This window comes from Cupriavidus numazuensis (genome assembly GCF_905397435.1).
GTDB lineage: Bacteria > Pseudomonadota > Gammaproteobacteria > Burkholderiales > Burkholderiaceae > Cupriavidus > Cupriavidus numazuensis.
In genome coordinates this window covers 1-13,899 of record NZ_CAJPVI010000032.1, presented here as the reverse complement: position 1 = coordinate 13,899, position 13,899 = coordinate 1, and the positions used below count along the sequence as shown (strand labels likewise).

Genomic DNA, 13,899 nt, shown 5'->3' with positions numbered 1-13,899 from the left:
GTCCGGAAGACGATCCGTGCGCGCCATACCTTGTCTGTACCGATCTGAATCAGCGCAGGGTCAGGTTGCCCTTAAAGTTCGCTTTCTTCAGCAACGATTCATACTGCTGCGACATGACGTAGGACTGAACCTGGGCCATGAAGTCCATCGTGACGACCACGATGATCAGCAGCGAAGTCCCGCCAAAATAGAACGGAACGTTCCAGCGCAGCACCAGGAATTCCGGCAACAGGCAGACCAGTGTGATGTAGATCGCACCAGCCAGCGTCAGGCGCACCAGAATCTTGTCGATGTAGCGCGTCGTCTGCTCGCCCGGACGAATGCCCGGAATGAAGGCACCGCTTTTCTTCAGGTTGTCCGCCACTTCCCGGCTGTTGTAAACCAGAGCCGTATAGAAGAAGCAGAAAAATACAATCGCAGCCGCATACAGCAGGATATACACCGGCTGTCCCGGCGACAGCGTGGCAGCCAGGTCCTTGATGAACCGGCCGACCGCACCCGTCGACTGAGACGTGAACCAGCCCGCAATCGTCGCCGGGAACAGGATGATCGACGATGCGAAGATCGGCGGAATCACCCCTGCCATGTTCAGCTTCAGCGGCAGGTGCGACGACTGACCGCCGTACACCTTGTTGCCGACCTGACGCTTGGCATAGTTCACCAGGATCTTGCGCTGGCCACGCTCGACGAACACCACGGCGAAGGTCACACCAGCCACGATCGCGACGATCAGGATCGCTGCGATGATGCTCATGGAACCCGTGCGGACCAGTTCGAACAGTCCGCCGATCGCGTTGGGCAAGCCCGCTGCGATACCGCCGAAGATGATGATCGAGATGCCGTTGCCCAGACCACGCTCGGTGATCTGCTCACCCAGCCACATCAGGAACATCGTGCCGGTCACCAGCGTGATCACCGCCGTAGCCCGGAACATCAGGCCCGGATCGATCACCAGCCCCGGTTGCGACTCCAGCGCGACCGCGATCGACAGCGCCTGGAACGTGGCCAGAACCACGGTGCCATAACGCGTGTACTGCGTGATCTTGCGCTGACCTGCCTGCCCTTCCTTCTTCAGCGACTCCAGCTGCGGCAGCACGATCGTCAGCAACTGCATGATGATCGACGCCGAGATGTACGGCATGATGCCGAGCGCGAAGACGGTAAAGCGCGACAGCGCCCCGCCCGAGAACAGGTTGAACATCCCGAGGATGCCACCCGACTGACTCTGGAAAAGCTTCGCGAGCTGATCCGGATCGATTCCCGGCACCGGAATATGTGCGCCGATGCGGTAAACGATCAGGGCCAACACCAGGAACATCAGCCGACGCTTGAGGTCGCCGTACTTCGCCGTGTTCCTGGCTTGCGCGCTTGCATTGGGTTTCGCCGTGGCCAAACGATGCTCCGACTATGACTGCCTATGCTGCGATGATTGCTGCCGATTTACTCTGCGATCTGGCCGCCAGCGGCTTCGATCGCGGCCTTGGCACCAGCGGTGGCGCCCAGACCCTTGATCGTCACCTTGCGGGTCAGCTCGCCAGCCTTGATGACCTTGGCGCTCTTCACCAGGTCGCTCACCAGGCCAGCTTGCTTCAGGACCAGCAGATCGACTTCGGTCGCTTCCAGGCGCTCGATGTCACGCAGCGAGACTTCGGCGTTGAACGCCTTGGTCAGCGACGTGAAGCCGCGCTTCGGCAGACGACGATACAGCGGCATTTGACCGCCTTCGAAGCCCACCTTGTGGAAGCCGCCCGAACGCGACTTCTGACCCTTGTGACCGCGACCGGCGGTCTTGCCCAGGCCGGAGCCGATACCGCGGCCGACGCGACGCTTGGCGTGCTTCGAACCGGCAGCCGGTTTCAGGTTGTTCAGTTGCATCTTGCTCTCCAAGTCCCGATCAGGCCAGAACCTTGACCAGGTACGAGACCTTGTTGATCATGCCGCGCACGGCGGGCGTGTCCTGCAGCTCCGACACCGAGTTGATGCGGCGCAGGCCCAGGCCACGCACGGTGGCGCGATGATCCTCGCGCGTGCCGATCAGGCTGCGCACGAGTTGCACTTTTACGGTTTTCTGCGACATTGCGTTCACCTTAACCCAGGATGTCTTCGACCGACTTGCCACGCTTCGCAGCGATTTCGCCCGGCGTGCTCATCTTCTGAAGGCCGTCCAGCGTGGCGCGAACCATGTTGTACGGGTTGGTGGAACCGTGCGACTTGGTCACCACGTTGGTGACGCCCATCACTTCGAAGATCGCGCGCATCGGGCCGCCGGCGATCACGCCGGTACCTTCCTTGGCGGGCATCATCAGCACCTTGGCGGCGCCGTGCTTGCCAACGACTTCGTGTTGCAGCGTGCCGTTCTTCAGCGAGACCTTGACCATCTTGCGACGGGCTTCGTCCATTGCCTTCTGAACTGCAACCGGCACTTCCTTGGCCTTGCCCTTGCCCATGCCGATGCGGCCATCGCCGTCACCAACCACGGTCAGCGCTGCGAAACCGAGAATCCGGCCACCCTTCACCACCTTGGTGACACGGTTGACCGAGATCATCTTCTCGCGGAGGCCGTCGTCGCGTTCGTCCTGTTGGACTTTTGCTTGCATCTTTGCCATGACGTATCTCTCTCTATGCGCTTAGAACTTCAGGCCAGCTTCGCGGGCGGCGTCTGCCAGGGCCTTCACGCGGCCATGGAAACGGAAGCCGGCGCGATCGAACGCGACGGTTTCCACGCCGGCAGCCTTCGCCTTCTCGGCGATGCGCTTGCCCACGATAGTAGCGGCAGCGGCGGTAGCGCCCTTGCCATCCAGTTCCTTGCGCACTTCCACCTCGGCGGTCGAAGCCGAAGCCAGCACCTTGGTGCCGCACTCGGAGAAGACCTGGGCGTAAATATGCGAATTCGTACGGAACACGGTCAGACGATTGACTTTCATCTCCGCGATCTTGGCGCGGGTCTGACGTGCACGGCGCAAACGAGCGTCTTTCTTGTTCATCATTGCACCCCTTACTTCTTCTTGGTTTCCTTCAGGATAACGCGCTCGTCGCTGTAACGCACACCCTTGCCCTTGTAGGGCTCAGGCGGACGGTACGCGCGAACTTCCGCGGCAACCTGACCGACTTTCTGCTTGTCCGCACCCTTGATGATGATCTCGGTCTGCGTCGGCGTTGCTGCCGTCACGCCTTCCGGCATCTCATGGATCACGTCGTGCGAGAAACCAAGCTGGAGCTTCAGCGCAGCACCTTGCAGCTGGGCACGGTAGCCCACGCCAACGAGGTTCAGCTTGCGCTCGAAACCGGTGGTCACGCCCTTGACCATGTTCGCCGCCAGGGCGCGCATGGTGCCTTGCAGGGCGTTTGCTTCACGCGATTCGTCAGCCGGGGCGAAAGTCAGCGTGTCGTTTTCGACATTGACCTTGACCAGGCTGTGAATCGGCTGCGACAGCGTACCGAGCGGGCCCTTCACGGAGAGCACGCCAGCTGCCACGTTCACTTCCGCGCCCTTGGGGAGCGCGATGGGAGCCTTACCTACACGGGACATGGTTCTCTCCTTAAGCGACGTAGCAGAGAACTTCGCCACCCACACCCGTGGCACGTGCCTTGCGGTCGGTCATCAGACCCTGCGGGGTCGAGATGATCGCGACACCGAGGCCGTTCATCACTTGGGGGATGTCGCTGCGGCCCTTGTACACGCGCAGGCCGGGCTTCGAGACGCGCTCAATGCGCTCGATGACCGGACGGCCGGCGTAGTACTTCAGGCCGATGCTCAGTTGTGCCTTGCCGCCATCTTCCTGGACGGCGTAGTCGTCGATGTAGCCTTCGTCCTTCAGGACCTTGGCGATTGCCACTTTCAGCTTCGACGACGGCATGACAACCGACGCCTTCTGCACGCCTTGGGCGTTGCGGATGCGCGTCAGCATATCGGCGATAGGATCGCTCATGCTCATACTGTTTCTCCTGTAGCCTGTGCGTAATTACCAGCTGGCTTTCGTCAGACCCGGGATTTCGCCCTTGAAGGCGATTTCGCGGATCTTGTTACGCGCCAGGCCAAACTTGCGGAAGGTACCGCGGGGACGACCGGTGATCGCGCAGCGGTTACGCTGGCGAGTCGGGTTCGCGTTGCGCGGGAGCTGTTGCAGCTCGAGACGCGCCATATAACGCTCTTCTTCCGACTTTTCTTGGTCGTCAATAATGGCCTTGAGGGCAGCACGCTTCGGGGCGAACTTCGCCGCCAGCTTGGCGCGCTTCTTCTCACGTTCAATCAGAGCCAGTTTAGCCACGGTTACCCCTTAATTGCGGAACGGGAACTTGAACGCACCGAGGAGTGCCTTGGCTTCCTCGTCGTTCTTTGCCGTCGTCGTGATGCTGATGTTCAGACCACGCAGTGCGTCGATCTTGTCGTACTCGATTTCGGGGAAAATGATCTGCTCTTTCACACCGATGTTGTAGTTGCCACGACCGTCAAACGAACGGCCCGACACACCACGGAAGTCACGCACGCGCGGCAGGGCCACGGTCACGAAACGATCGAGGAATTCGAACATGCGCTCGCCGCGCAGGGTCACCATCGCACCGATGGGGTAGCCCTGACGGATCTTGAAGCCAGCGATAGCCTTCTTGGCCTTCGTCACGACCGGCTTCTGGCCAGCGATCTTGGTCAGGTCGCCGACAGCGTTTTCAATGATCTTCTTGTCATTGATCGCTTCGCCAAGGCCCATGTTCAGGGTGATCTTGGTGATGCGCGGCACTTCCATGACCGACTTGTAGCCGAACTGCTCGATCAGCTTCGGCACAACCTTTTCTTTGTAAAACTCTTGCAGACGTGCTGCCATGCTCAACTCCTATACGTGCCCAGAATCAAGCTGCCACGACGGCGCCGGTGGTCTTCAGCACGCGCACGCGCTTGCCGTCTTCCACCTTGATGCCGACGCGCGACGGCTTGCCATTGGCATCCACGAGCGCAACGTTGGAAATATGCAGCGGCATGACCTTGTCGACCACACCACCAGTGGTGCCCAGCATCGGGTTCGGGCGAGCATGCTTCTTGGCAACGTTCACGCCTTCCACTACAACCTTGTCGCCGAGCATGGCTTGCACGGTACCGCGCTTGCCCTTGTCTTTGCCGGTCAGGACGATGACTTCGTCGCCTTTGCGAATCTTGTTCATGGCGGCTCCTTACAGCACTTCCGGAGCGAGCGACACGATCTTCATGAAGCGCTCGGTACGGAGTTCACGAGTCACCGGCCCGAAGATACGGGTGCCGATCGGCTCGAGCTTGTTGTTCAGCAGGACAGCGGCGTTACCGTCGAACTTGACGAGCGAGCCATCCGCGCGACGCACGCCCTTGGCGGTGCGCACGACGACGGCGTTGTAGATATCGCCCTTCTTCACACGGCCGCGCGGAGCTGCGTCCTTGACGGTCACTTTGATGATGTCGCCAACGCTCGCGTAGCGGCGCTTGGACCCACCCAGGACCTTGATGCACAGCACTTCGCGCGCACCAGTGTTATCGGCCACTTCGAGCCGGCTTTCTGTCTGAATCATGGTGTTTGTCTTCCCAACTTAATCCGCCAGGTGTCAGAAACATCTGCCGGTCAGTCTTGGTCCCGTCGGTTCCGGCTTTGCGCCATTCCCGTATGGGTTGATCAACTTTGAAGTCGGTAGGAATCAGGCAATCTCGACAACATCTCGGGACCACTTGACCCTGGCTCGCTCTCCAGGCCGCCCGGGTGATACTGCATTGGCGGACGCAACAAAGCGGAAGTCCAGGATTATAGCTACATAATCCTGGACTTGCAAGTCAGACTAAGAACGTGTTGTTCTTAGATGACGCGTGCAGCCTCTACCAGCCGGGAAACCACCCAGGACTTGGTCCGCGACAGCGGACGGCCTTCCTGGATCTCGACCTTGTCGCCTTCCTTGTACTGGTTAGCTTCGTCGTGTGCGTGGTACTTCTTCGAACGCAGCACGTACTTGCCGTACAGGGGATGCTTGACGCGGTTTTCCACCAAGACCGTAACGGTCTTGTCCATCTTGTCGCTTACCACACGACCGACGAGGGTGCGGCGAAGCGACGTTTCCGTTTTTGCAGCTTCAGTCATTTCGCGTTCGCCTTCTCATTCAGCACGGTTTGCACTCGCGCGATGTCCTTGCGAACCTTCTTCAGCTGGCTGGTGTTCTGCAGCTGTTGAGTCGCCTTTTGCATGCGCAGGCTAAATTGGGCCTTCAGCAGCTCGGAGAGCTCCTGGTTCAGGCCTGCGGCGTCCTTGCCGCGAAGTTCGGATGCTTTCATCCCTGCTCTCCTTACGTCCCGACCTGGCGCACCACGAAATTGGTGGCGATCGGCAGCTTGGCAGCCGCGAGGCGGAACGCCTCACGTGCCAGATCTTCACTCACGCCATCCATCTCATAGAGCATCTTGCCCGGCTGAATTTCAGCCACGTAGTACTCCGGATTGCCCTTACCGTTACCCATACGGACTTCGGCGGGCTTCTTCGAGATCGGCTTGTCCGGGAAGATCCGGATCCAGATGCGGCCGCCACGCTTGATGTGGCGGGTCATCGCACGACGTGCCGACTCGATCTGACGAGCTGTCAGACGGCCACGACCCATTGCCTTCAGGCCGAATTCGCCGAAAGACACGGCGTTGCCACGGGTAGCCTTACCCGTGTTGCGGCCCTTCTGCTCCTTGCGATATTTTCTGCGCTTAGGTTGCAGCATCGTTATTCTCCACTCTTCGCATCGCCAGGCGCACCGCGGCGACCGGCACCTGCACCGGCGCCACCGCGACGGTTGCCACCCGGACGGCCTTCGCCTTCACGGCGGCGGCCTTCCGGACGACCCGGACGACGACGACGGTCGTCTTGCGGCTCTTCCACCACCGGCGCGTCATTGCGGCCGAGGTGATCACCCTTGTAGACCCACACCTTGACACCGATGATGCCGTAGGTGGTTTCTGCTTCGGAGAAGCCGTAGTCGATGTCGGCGCGCAGGGTGTGCAGGGGCACACGGCCTTCGCGGTACCACTCGGTACGTGCGATTTCGATACCGTTCAGACGGCCCGAGCTCATGATCTTGATACCCTGGGCGCCCAGGCGCATCGCGTTCTGCATCGCGCGCTTCATGGCGCGGCGGAACATGATACGGCGCTCGAGCTGCTGGGTGATCGAATCGGCGATCAGCTGAGCATCGGTTTCCGGCTTGCGGATTTCCTCGATGTTCACGTGCACGGGCACGCCCATGCGACGCTGCAGTTCAGCCTTGAGCAGTTCGATGTCCTCACCCTTCTTGCCGATCACCACGCCCGGACGCGAGCTGTAAATGGTGATACGTGCGTTACGGGCCGGACGCTCGATGACCACGCGGCCAACCGATGCGTTCTTCAGCTTCTTCTTCAGGAAGTCGCGAACTTCGATGTCTTCCTTCAGCATGCCGGCGAACTTCGTGTTGTTGGCGTACCAACGCGAAGCCCAGTTACGGCTGACGGCCAGACGGAAGCCAGTCGGATGAATCTTCTGTCCCATCGTGACTCCTTAGTTGCCGAGCGTCACAGTGATGTGACAGGTTTGTTTCTCGATGCGGTTGCCGCGGCCCTTCGCCCGTGCGGTGAAGCGCTTGAGCGAGGTTGCCTTGTCGACGAAGATCGATTTGACCTTCAGTTCGTCGATATCGGCGCCTTCGTTGTGCTCGGCGTTGGCGATGGCCGATTCGACCACCTTCTTCACGATCCCGGCAGCCTTTTTCGGGCTGAACGTCAGGACATTGAGCGCGCGCTCGATCGGCAGACCACGGATCTGGTCAGCGACCAGGCGCGTCTTCTGGGCGGAGATGCGGGCACCGCGATGAATCGCTTTCACTTCCATGATGGCACCTTACCTCTTCGCTTTCTTGTCAGCCGCGTGGCCCTTGAACGTGCGGGTGAGCGCAAATTCGCCGAGCTTGTGGCCAACCATGTTTTCCGTGACATACACCGGCACGTGTTGACGGCCGTTGTGCACGGCGATCGTCAGACCGATGAATTCCGGCATGATGGTCGAGCGGCGCGACCACGTCTTGATGGGCTTCTTGTCCTTGCCGCCTACGGCCGCTTCCACCTTCTTCAGCAGGTGGGCGTCGCAGAACGGACCCTTTTTAGCGGAACGAGTCATATCTTTAGCTCCTACCTACCGATTAACGCTTGTGGCGCTTCTGGACGATCATGCTGTCCGTGCGCTTGTTGCTGCGGGTGCGGTAGCCCTTGGCCGGGGTACCCCACGGCGAAACCGGATCGCGACCAGCAGCGGTCTTGCCCTCACCACCACCGTGCGGGTGGTCGACCGGGTTCATCACGACACCACGGACGGTCGGGCGGATACCGCGCCAACGGGTTGCACCGGCCTTGCCGATGACGCGCAGGCTGTGCTCTTCGTTGCCGACTTCACCGATGGTGGCGCGGCACTCGATGTGCACGCGGCGCACTTCACCGGAACGCAGGCGAACCTGAGCGTACAGGCCTTCACGGGCCAGCAGCACAGCGGAACCGCCAGCAGCACGAGCGACCTGAGCACCCTTGCCCGGCAGGATTTCCACGTTGTTGATCGTGGTACCAACCGGAATGTTGCGGATCGGCAGGTTGTTGCCAGCCTTGATCGGGGCTTCAGCGCCGTTCAGCAGTGCCTGGCCAGCAACCATGCCCTTGGTGGCGATGATGTAGCGGCGCTCGCCGTCGGCGAACAGCACCAGCGCGATATTGGCGCTGCGGTTCGGATCGTATTCCAGGCGCTCGACCTTGGCGGCGATGCCGTCCTTGTCGTTGCGCTTGAAGTCGACCACGCGGTAGTGGTGCTTATGACCACCGCCCTTATGGCGGGTGGTGATATGACCGTTGTTGTTACGACCCGACTTCTGGAATTGCTTTTCCAGCAGCGGAGCGTGCGGGGCGCCCTTGTGAAGGTCCTTGTTGACGACCTTCACCATCGAGCGACGACCCGGGGACGTCGGCTTGGTCTTGACGAGTGCCATGATTACTTGGCCTCCGCTTCAAAATTGATTTCCTGACCCGGCTTCAGCGAAACGTAGGCCTTCTTCACGTGGTTGCGACGCCCCATGAAGCGACCGAAGCGCTTTTGCTTGCCCTTCTGGTTCAGGATCTGAACGGACTGCACCTCGACCTTGAACAGCAGTTCGACGGCGGCCTTCACTTCTGCCTTGTTGGCATCGCGAGCCACTTCGAACACGACTTGTTCATTCTTGTCGGCGACCAGGGTTGCCTTTTCGGAAACCACCGGCGCGAGCAGCACCTGCATCAAACGATGATCGTTCTTGGCTACTTGCGTCATTTCAGCAACTCCTCGATCTGCGCGACAGCTGCCTTGGTCACCAGCACCTTCTTGTAGTGCACGAGCGACAGCGGGTCAGCCTGGCGCGGCTCGACAACTGCCACGTGCGGCAGGTTGCGCGAAGCCAGGTAGAGGTTTTCGTCGAGGCTGTCGGTGATGATCAGCACCGAGTCCAGGCCCATGGCCTTGAACTTGTCGGCCAAGAGCTTGGTCTTGGGCGCGTCGACGGTGAATCCGTCCACCACATTGATACGGCCTTCACGTGCGAGCTGCGAGTAAATCGAGCGCATGCCGGCACGGAACATCTTCTTGTTGACCTTCTGGCTGAAGTTCTCTTCCGGCGAATTCGGGAAGATACGGCCGCCCCCGCGCCACAGCGGCGAGGAAGACATACCGGCACGAGCACGGCCCGTACCCTTCTGGCGCCACGGCTTCTTGGTCGTGTGCTTGACCTCTTCACGATCCTTCTGCTTACGGTTACCGCTGCGAGCGTTAGCCTGGTAAGCGACGACGATCTGGTGAACGAGGGCTTCGTTATAGTCACGGCCGAACACTTCGGGCGAAGCGTCAACGCCCGCGCCGATCTGGCCATTGTCCTGGAGGAGCTTGAGTTCCATTACATGCGCTCCTTAAGCTTTGGCTTTGGCCTTGACGGCCGGGGTAACGATGACCTTGCCGTTCTTCGAACCCGGGATCGCGCCCTTGACCAGCAGCAGCTTGCGCTCTGCGTCGATCTTGGCGATTTCCAGGTTCTGCACGGTGCGGGTGACATCGCCCAGGTGACCGGTCATGCGCTTGCCCGGGAACACACGGCCCGGATCCTGCGCCATACCGATCGAACCCGGCACGTTGTGCGAGCGCGAGTTACCGTGCGTGGCACGGCCGGAGGCGAAGTGGTAGCGCTTGATGGTACCGGCGTAGCCCTTACCGATGGTCACGCCCTGCACGTCGATCTTCTGACCGACTTCGAACAGTTCGACCGACAGCGAACCGCCAGTTTGCAGTTCGGCAGCCTTGGCTGCATCGATACGGAATTCGCGGATGATTTCGCCGGCTTCCACGCCGGCTTTGGCGAGGTGACCCGCCAGCGGCTTGGTAACGCGGCTTGCGCGTCGTGCGCCGAAGGTGACTTGAACGGCGGTGTAACCGTCGGTCTCGTCCGTCTTGATTTGCGTCACGCGGTTGTCGCCGACCTCGACCACGGTAACGGGAATCGAATCACCGTCGTCCGTGAAAATACGGGTCATGCCAACCTTGCGACCTACAAGGCCAAGGCTCATGGTTTGCTCCATTCCCAGCTGCGATTGGCCGGGGCTGATTGATACACGAAAACTGTGTTTGCGCTGATGCGCGGTTTGCGTTTGCACGCGATTGGGCGCGCTGAAGAGGACTGCGCACGGCCAAAACGGCCAACCCATCTACCCGGATACACGGGTAGCCTTACACTATAACCCAGTGCTTTTGGAAGGGCAAGCTCAATTGCCGATTTCCGCAGGGATTTCCTGCCACGATCGTCAGATTCGGTGAAATTGCGGCGCGAAGCCGACTTGCGGCGGTGCGATGGCCGCCGAAGCGTTCAAGTTCAGGCGGCTACGCGGACGAAATCCCGCTAACAACAGCGGCTCGCCATCCGAGGCTGCCACGGCTTTCACGCGTAGCTGCCTCGCCGTACGCCGCTGTCAATCAGCGCGGGGCCCTGTGATGATCGCAACCTTGTCCTGCACGCGGTTCACGATGGCGTCTCTTCTCTTGTGGCGCCAGACGGCCTCTGCGGGCCGCCCTGGCTTCCGGCCCACGCGATTGGCACCCGGTCACTTGCTCCCGCTCTCGCTCCAGCGCGCCATCAGCGTGTTCGATGGCTGTGTTTCGTCCAGCAGCTTGCGCGCGGTCTCGACGCCCGCCACCGGCAATCCCTTCGGATCCAGCTTGCCGATCTGCACCAGCACGCTGGCCTGATCCCAGTAGATGTGCTCGTGGTAGAGCTTGTCACCGCGGAACTTCACGATGGCGATCAGCGGGATCTCCACGCGCTTGCCGGTCGGCGCGACGCCGGGCAGCATCCAGTCGATTTCGCAGGTGTGGGTGAAGCAGAACAGCATCTCGTCGACCACTTGGCTCGCGCCGATCGTGCGCGACAGCGGAATCAGCATCGTGTCGGGCGGATTGCTGTGGACAAAGTGATGCTGATAGAAGCGCTTGAGCTGGCGATAGCCCACACCGCCAGTCATCGTCGGGATGTGGTTGACGTAGGGCTCGGGCACCATCGTGGCCATGGTGGCATCGACATCGCGCGTGGCGAATTCGTACTCGCAGTGCTTGTCCCACAGCGCGGAGAAATCGTAGTGCGGGCCCATCTCGCTGCGGTAAGCCGCGATGGAGCGCTGGTGCGCCATCAACGCCGATGCCTTGTCAAAGTGCTCGCCGCCAACGCGCGCGAAGGCGTGGTCCATACCCGGATAGACGTATAGTTCGATGCCGGGCCGGCCGCCCAGCGCTTCGCGGATCTGCGCCTGCGCTTGGGGCGGGCAAAAGCCATCTCGTTCGGCGATATGCAGCACGAGCCGGCCGCGGATATTGGCCGCCTCGCCCAGCGCGCGCTCGATGCCGACGCCGTAGTAGCCGACGGCACACGCCACGTCAGGCAACCGGCATGCCGCCAGATAGGCCAGCTTGCCGCCGAGGCAAAAGCCGAGCACACCGGCCTGGCCGACGCATTCGGGCCGCGCACGTAATGCATCAAGCGCCGCGCCGACATCCTGGACGCCCTTGTCCTCGTCGAACTGCTGATACAGCCCCAGCGCCCGATGGAAGTCCTCGCCGCGGTCGGTCAGCTCGATCCCGGGTGCAATGCGCCAGAACAGGTCCGGCACCAGCACCGTATAGCCCTCCTCGGCGTAGTAGTCCGCCACCTGCCGCATCGTGGCATTGACGCCGAAAATCTCCTGGCACAACACGATGCCGGGGCCTTTGCCTGCTGCCGGGGTCGCGAGATAGCCGCTGAAACTGCCGTCCTGGGTCTGGATCTGTATGGTCTGGCCCATGCCTTCTGCTCCTGTAGGTTCTGTGGGGTCGGCCACCGCGCGCCTTCGCCCCTGCCTTCATGATGGGGGACCCGCACCGCGGCAAACTAGCCGCCAGATGCAGCGGCTATCCAATTAGTGCAGGAAACTGCTTGCCCGATCAAGGGACATGCTGACGGCCGGGGCGAATCCAATACGGCGATGTAACAAGCCCCCCCCTCTGCGCACCTTGCCTGCAAGCTGAATGATGCGGCACTGCCATCAGTCACGGAAGCCGTTGCACTGGGGCTTTACGCACCTGGGCTGTTCAGTGCGGAATATCGGCATGCATTCAGGGTGTGCCCGGCGCAGAGCTTGCGTCGGCATCGGCAAGGCTGATCAGCACAAGTCCGTTCACTAGCCCCAAAACAAAAACGGCGAACCGAAGTTCGCCGTTCTTTGCTGCAGCAGGCCGCTCAGGCGGCCCGAAGCATGATTACACCTTGATCTCGACGTCCACGCCGGCCGGCAGGTCGAGCTTCATCAGCGCGTCGACGGTCTTGTCGGTCGGATCGACGATGTCCATCAGGCGCTGGTGAGTGCGGATCTCGAACTGATCGCGGCTGGTCTTGTTGACGTGCGGCGAACGCAGGATGTCGAAGCGCTGGATGCGGGTCGGCAGGGGCACCGGGCCCTTGACGATCGCGCCGGTACGCTTGGCGGTATCCACGATTTCGGCAGCCGACTGGTCGATCAGGCGGTAGTCGAAAGCCTTCAGGCGGATACGGATCTTCTGGTTCTGCATGATATTTCCTTAAAAGAGCGATGGGCAATGTGCCCGGATTAAAGGGGACATGCCTGCAGGCATGTCCCAGGAAGCTACTTAGTCGAGGATCTTTGCCACGACGCCGGCGCCGACGGTACGGCCGCCTTCACGGATAGCGAAGCGCAGGCCTTCTTCCATGGCGATCGGGGCGATCAGCTTGACGGTGATCGACACGTTGTCACCCGGCATCACCATTTCCTTGTCCGCCGGCAGCTCGATCGAGCCGGTCACGTCGGTGGTACGGAAGTAGAACTGCGGGCGGTAGTTATTGAAGAACGGGGTGTGACGGCCGCCTTCGTCCTTCGACAGGATGTACACCTCACCGGTGAAGTGGGTGTGCGGCTTGATCGAACCCGGCTTGCACAGCACTTGGCCGCGCTCGACGTCTTCACGCTTGGTACCGCGCAGCAGCAGGCCGACGTTGTCGCCAGCTTGACCTTGATCCAGCAGCTTGCGGAACATTTCCACGCCGGTGCAGGTGGTCTTCACGGTCGGGCGGATACCGACGATTTCGATTTCTTCGCCGACCTTGATGATGCCGCGCTCGATACGGCCGGTCACCACGGTGCCGCGACCCGAGATCGAGAACACGTCTTCCACCGGCATCAGGAAGGTACCGTCAACGGCACGCTCCGGCGTCGGGATGTAGGTGTCCAGTGCGTCGGCCAGGTTCATGATGGCCACTTCGCCCAGCTCGCCCTTGTCGCCTTCCAGCGCCAGCTTGGCCGAACCCTTGATGATCGGGGTGTCGTCGCCGGGGAACTCGTAC

The 13,899-nt window shown here is 61.0% G+C and carries 24 protein-coding genes; all 24 read right to left on the bottom strand.

The annotated features are described in order from the left end of the window. Nucleotides 1–49: 49 nt before the first annotated feature. Entirely contained in the window at nt 50–1,393 is a 1,344-nt protein-coding gene (gene secY / locus KHO41_RS23655) for a preprotein translocase subunit SecY (RefSeq protein ID WP_211955704.1), read from the bottom strand. Between the two features lie 47 nt (nt 1,394–1,440). Then, nucleotides 1,441–1,875, bottom strand: coding sequence for a 50S ribosomal protein L15 (gene rplO / locus KHO41_RS23650; protein WP_211955703.1), 435 nt, complete (start codon nt 1,873–1,875; stop codon nt 1,441–1,443). 19 nt (nt 1,876–1,894) lie between these two features. Then, nucleotides 1,895–2,077: a 50S ribosomal protein L30 gene (rpmD, locus tag KHO41_RS23645; protein ID WP_010812381.1), complete on the bottom strand. Its 183-nt coding sequence runs from the start codon at nt 2,075–2,077 to the stop codon at nt 1,895–1,897. Between the two features lie 10 nt (nt 2,078–2,087). After that, nucleotides 2,088–2,606, bottom strand: a complete 519-nt coding sequence (gene rpsE / locus KHO41_RS23640; protein WP_006160449.1) for a 30S ribosomal protein S5 — start codon at nt 2,604–2,606, stop codon at nt 2,088–2,090. A gap of 21 nt (nt 2,607–2,627) precedes the next feature. After that, a complete protein-coding gene (rplR, locus tag KHO41_RS23635; protein ID WP_211955776.1) occupies nt 2,628–2,984 on the bottom strand; it encodes a 50S ribosomal protein L18 in 357 nt (118 codons plus the stop codon). An 11-nt stretch (nt 2,985–2,995) separates the two neighbouring features. Continuing rightward, nucleotides 2,996–3,529, bottom strand: coding sequence for a 50S ribosomal protein L6 (rplF, locus tag KHO41_RS23630; RefSeq protein ID WP_211955702.1), 534 nt, complete (start codon nt 3,527–3,529; stop codon nt 2,996–2,998). A gap of 10 nt (nt 3,530–3,539) precedes the next feature. Then, complete coding sequence (gene rpsH, locus KHO41_RS23625) at nt 3,540–3,935, bottom strand: 30S ribosomal protein S8 (protein ID WP_010812384.1); 396 nt, start codon at nt 3,933–3,935, stop codon at nt 3,540–3,542. A gap of 27 nt (nt 3,936–3,962) precedes the next feature. Next, nucleotides 3,963–4,268, bottom strand: coding sequence for a 30S ribosomal protein S14 (gene rpsN / locus KHO41_RS23620; RefSeq protein ID WP_011299304.1), 306 nt, complete (start codon nt 4,266–4,268; stop codon nt 3,963–3,965). Between the two features lie 9 nt (nt 4,269–4,277). Further along, entirely contained in the window at nt 4,278–4,820 is a 543-nt protein-coding gene (gene rplE, locus KHO41_RS23615) for a 50S ribosomal protein L5 (RefSeq protein ID WP_011299305.1), read from the bottom strand. A gap of 25 nt (nt 4,821–4,845) precedes the next feature. Beyond that, complete coding sequence (gene rplX / locus KHO41_RS23610; protein WP_017225232.1) at nt 4,846–5,154, bottom strand: 50S ribosomal protein L24; 309 nt, start codon at nt 5,152–5,154, stop codon at nt 4,846–4,848. Nucleotides 5,155–5,163: 9 nt separating this feature from the next. Further along, nucleotides 5,164–5,532 (bottom strand): 50S ribosomal protein L14, encoded by a 369-nt coding sequence (gene rplN, locus KHO41_RS23605; protein WP_006576237.1) that lies wholly within the window; start codon nt 5,530–5,532, stop codon nt 5,164–5,166. Nucleotides 5,533–5,810: 278 nt separating this feature from the next. Beyond that, nucleotides 5,811–6,089, bottom strand: coding sequence for a 30S ribosomal protein S17 (gene rpsQ, locus KHO41_RS23600; RefSeq protein ID WP_011299307.1), 279 nt, complete (start codon nt 6,087–6,089; stop codon nt 5,811–5,813). Continuing rightward, nucleotides 6,086–6,280 carry a 50S ribosomal protein L29 gene (rpmC, locus tag KHO41_RS23595; protein ID WP_039007569.1) on the bottom strand — a complete coding sequence of 65 codons (195 nt, stop codon included), beginning with the start codon at nt 6,278–6,280 and terminating at the stop codon, nt 6,086–6,088. The genes rpsQ and rpmC overlap by 4 nt, the downstream gene beginning before the upstream one ends. Nucleotides 6,281–6,291: 11 nt before the next feature. Then, on the bottom strand, nt 6,292–6,708 hold the full coding sequence (rplP, locus tag KHO41_RS23590; RefSeq protein ID WP_010812391.1) for a 50S ribosomal protein L16: 417 nt from the start codon (nt 6,706–6,708) through the stop codon (nt 6,292–6,294). Nucleotides 6,709–6,710: 2 nt separating this feature from the next. Further along, complete coding sequence (gene rpsC, locus KHO41_RS23585; RefSeq protein ID WP_211955701.1) at nt 6,711–7,511, bottom strand: 30S ribosomal protein S3; 801 nt, start codon at nt 7,509–7,511, stop codon at nt 6,711–6,713. Between the two features lie 9 nt (nt 7,512–7,520). Further along, complete coding sequence (rplV, locus tag KHO41_RS23580; RefSeq protein ID WP_010812393.1) at nt 7,521–7,850, bottom strand: 50S ribosomal protein L22; 330 nt, start codon at nt 7,848–7,850, stop codon at nt 7,521–7,523. A gap of 9 nt (nt 7,851–7,859) precedes the next feature. After that, on the bottom strand, nt 7,860–8,135 hold the full coding sequence (gene rpsS / locus KHO41_RS23575) for a 30S ribosomal protein S19 (protein WP_011299309.1): 276 nt from the start codon (nt 8,133–8,135) through the stop codon (nt 7,860–7,862). A 22-nt stretch (nt 8,136–8,157) separates the two neighbouring features. Continuing rightward, complete coding sequence (rplB, locus tag KHO41_RS23570; RefSeq protein ID WP_011299310.1) at nt 8,158–8,988, bottom strand: 50S ribosomal protein L2; 831 nt, start codon at nt 8,986–8,988, stop codon at nt 8,158–8,160. 2 nt (nt 8,989–8,990) lie between these two features. Continuing rightward, nucleotides 8,991–9,305, bottom strand: a complete 315-nt coding sequence (gene rplW, locus KHO41_RS23565; RefSeq protein WP_006576245.1) for a 50S ribosomal protein L23 — start codon at nt 9,303–9,305, stop codon at nt 8,991–8,993. Further along, the gene (gene rplD, locus KHO41_RS23560) at nt 9,302–9,922 is read right to left on the bottom strand and encodes a 50S ribosomal protein L4 (protein ID WP_022536862.1); all 621 of its coding nucleotides are present in this window, start codon (nt 9,920–9,922) and stop codon (nt 9,302–9,304) included. Before rplD ends, rplW begins: the two co-directional genes overlap by 4 nt. Before the next feature lie 12 nt (nt 9,923–9,934). Next, nucleotides 9,935–10,585 (bottom strand): 50S ribosomal protein L3, encoded by a 651-nt coding sequence (rplC, locus tag KHO41_RS23555; RefSeq protein WP_211955700.1) that lies wholly within the window; start codon nt 10,583–10,585, stop codon nt 9,935–9,937. A gap of 531 nt (nt 10,586–11,116) precedes the next feature. After that, on the bottom strand, nt 11,117–12,346 hold the full coding sequence (locus tag KHO41_RS23550; protein ID WP_211955699.1) for a dienelactone hydrolase family protein: 1,230 nt from the start codon (nt 12,344–12,346) through the stop codon (nt 11,117–11,119). A 454-nt stretch (nt 12,347–12,800) separates the two neighbouring features. After that, nucleotides 12,801–13,109 (bottom strand): 30S ribosomal protein S10, encoded by a 309-nt coding sequence (rpsJ, locus tag KHO41_RS23545; protein WP_006160488.1) that lies wholly within the window; start codon nt 13,107–13,109, stop codon nt 12,801–12,803. 78 nt (nt 13,110–13,187) lie between these two features. Next, nucleotides 13,188–13,899 (bottom strand): EF-Tu C-terminal domain-related protein (locus KHO41_RS23540; protein WP_244873998.1); only part of this gene is annotated, 712 nt, incomplete at its 5' end.

Excerpts from the sequence above, each read along its gene's own strand:
- rplO (WP_211955703.1), bottom strand. The coding sequence starts at position 1,875 with ATGCAACTGAACAACCTGAAACCGGCTGCCGGTTCGAAGCACGCCAAG.
- rpmD (WP_010812381.1), bottom strand. The coding sequence starts at position 2,077 with ATGTCGCAGAAAACCGTAAAAGTGCAACTCGTGCGCAGCCTGATCGGC.
- rpsE (WP_006160449.1), bottom strand. The coding sequence starts at position 2,606 with ATGGCAAAGATGCAAGCAAAAGTCCAACAGGACGAACGCGACGACGGC.
- rplR (WP_211955776.1), bottom strand. The coding sequence starts at position 2,984 with ATGAACAAGAAAGACGCTCGTTTGCGCCGTGCACGTCAGACCCGCGCC.
- rplF (WP_211955702.1), bottom strand. The coding sequence starts at position 3,529 with ATGTCCCGTGTAGGTAAGGCTCCCATCGCGCTCCCCAAGGGCGCGGAA.
- rpsH (WP_010812384.1), bottom strand. The coding sequence starts at position 3,935 with ATGAGCATGAGCGATCCTATCGCCGATATGCTGACGCGCATCCGCAAC.
- rplE (WP_011299305.1), bottom strand. The coding sequence starts at position 4,820 with ATGGCAGCACGTCTGCAAGAGTTTTACAAAGAAAAGGTTGTGCCGAAG.
- rplX (WP_017225232.1), bottom strand. The coding sequence starts at position 5,154 with ATGAACAAGATTCGCAAAGGCGACGAAGTCATCGTCCTGACCGGCAAA.
- rplN (WP_006576237.1), bottom strand. The coding sequence starts at position 5,532 with ATGATTCAGACAGAAAGCCGGCTCGAAGTGGCCGATAACACTGGTGCG.
- rpsQ (WP_011299307.1), bottom strand. The coding sequence starts at position 6,089 with ATGACTGAAGCTGCAAAAACGGAAACGTCGCTTCGCCGCACCCTCGTC.
- rpmC (WP_039007569.1), bottom strand. The coding sequence starts at position 6,280 with ATGAAAGCATCCGAACTTCGCGGCAAGGACGCCGCAGGCCTGAACCAG.
- rplP (WP_010812391.1), bottom strand. The coding sequence starts at position 6,708 with ATGCTGCAACCTAAGCGCAGAAAATATCGCAAGGAGCAGAAGGGCCGC.
- rpsC (WP_211955701.1), bottom strand. The coding sequence starts at position 7,511 with ATGGGACAGAAGATTCATCCGACTGGCTTCCGTCTGGCCGTCAGCCGT.
- rplV (WP_010812393.1), bottom strand. The coding sequence starts at position 7,850 with ATGGAAGTGAAAGCGATTCATCGCGGTGCCCGCATCTCCGCCCAGAAG.
- rpsS (WP_011299309.1), bottom strand. The coding sequence starts at position 8,135 with ATGACTCGTTCCGCTAAAAAGGGTCCGTTCTGCGACGCCCACCTGCTG.
- rplB (WP_011299310.1), bottom strand. The coding sequence starts at position 8,988 with ATGGCACTCGTCAAGACCAAGCCGACGTCCCCGGGTCGTCGCTCGATG.
- rplW (WP_006576245.1), bottom strand. The coding sequence starts at position 9,305 with ATGACGCAAGTAGCCAAGAACGATCATCGTTTGATGCAGGTGCTGCTC.
- rplD (WP_022536862.1), bottom strand. The coding sequence starts at position 9,922 with ATGGAACTCAAGCTCCTCCAGGACAATGGCCAGATCGGCGCGGGCGTT.
- rplC (WP_211955700.1), bottom strand. The coding sequence starts at position 10,585 with ATGAGCCTTGGCCTTGTAGGTCGCAAGGTTGGCATGACCCGTATTTTC.
- KHO41_RS23550 (WP_211955699.1), bottom strand. The coding sequence starts at position 12,346 with ATGGGCCAGACCATACAGATCCAGACCCAGGACGGCAGTTTCAGCGGC.
- rpsJ (WP_006160488.1), bottom strand. The coding sequence starts at position 13,109 with ATGCAGAACCAGAAGATCCGTATCCGCCTGAAGGCTTTCGACTACCGC.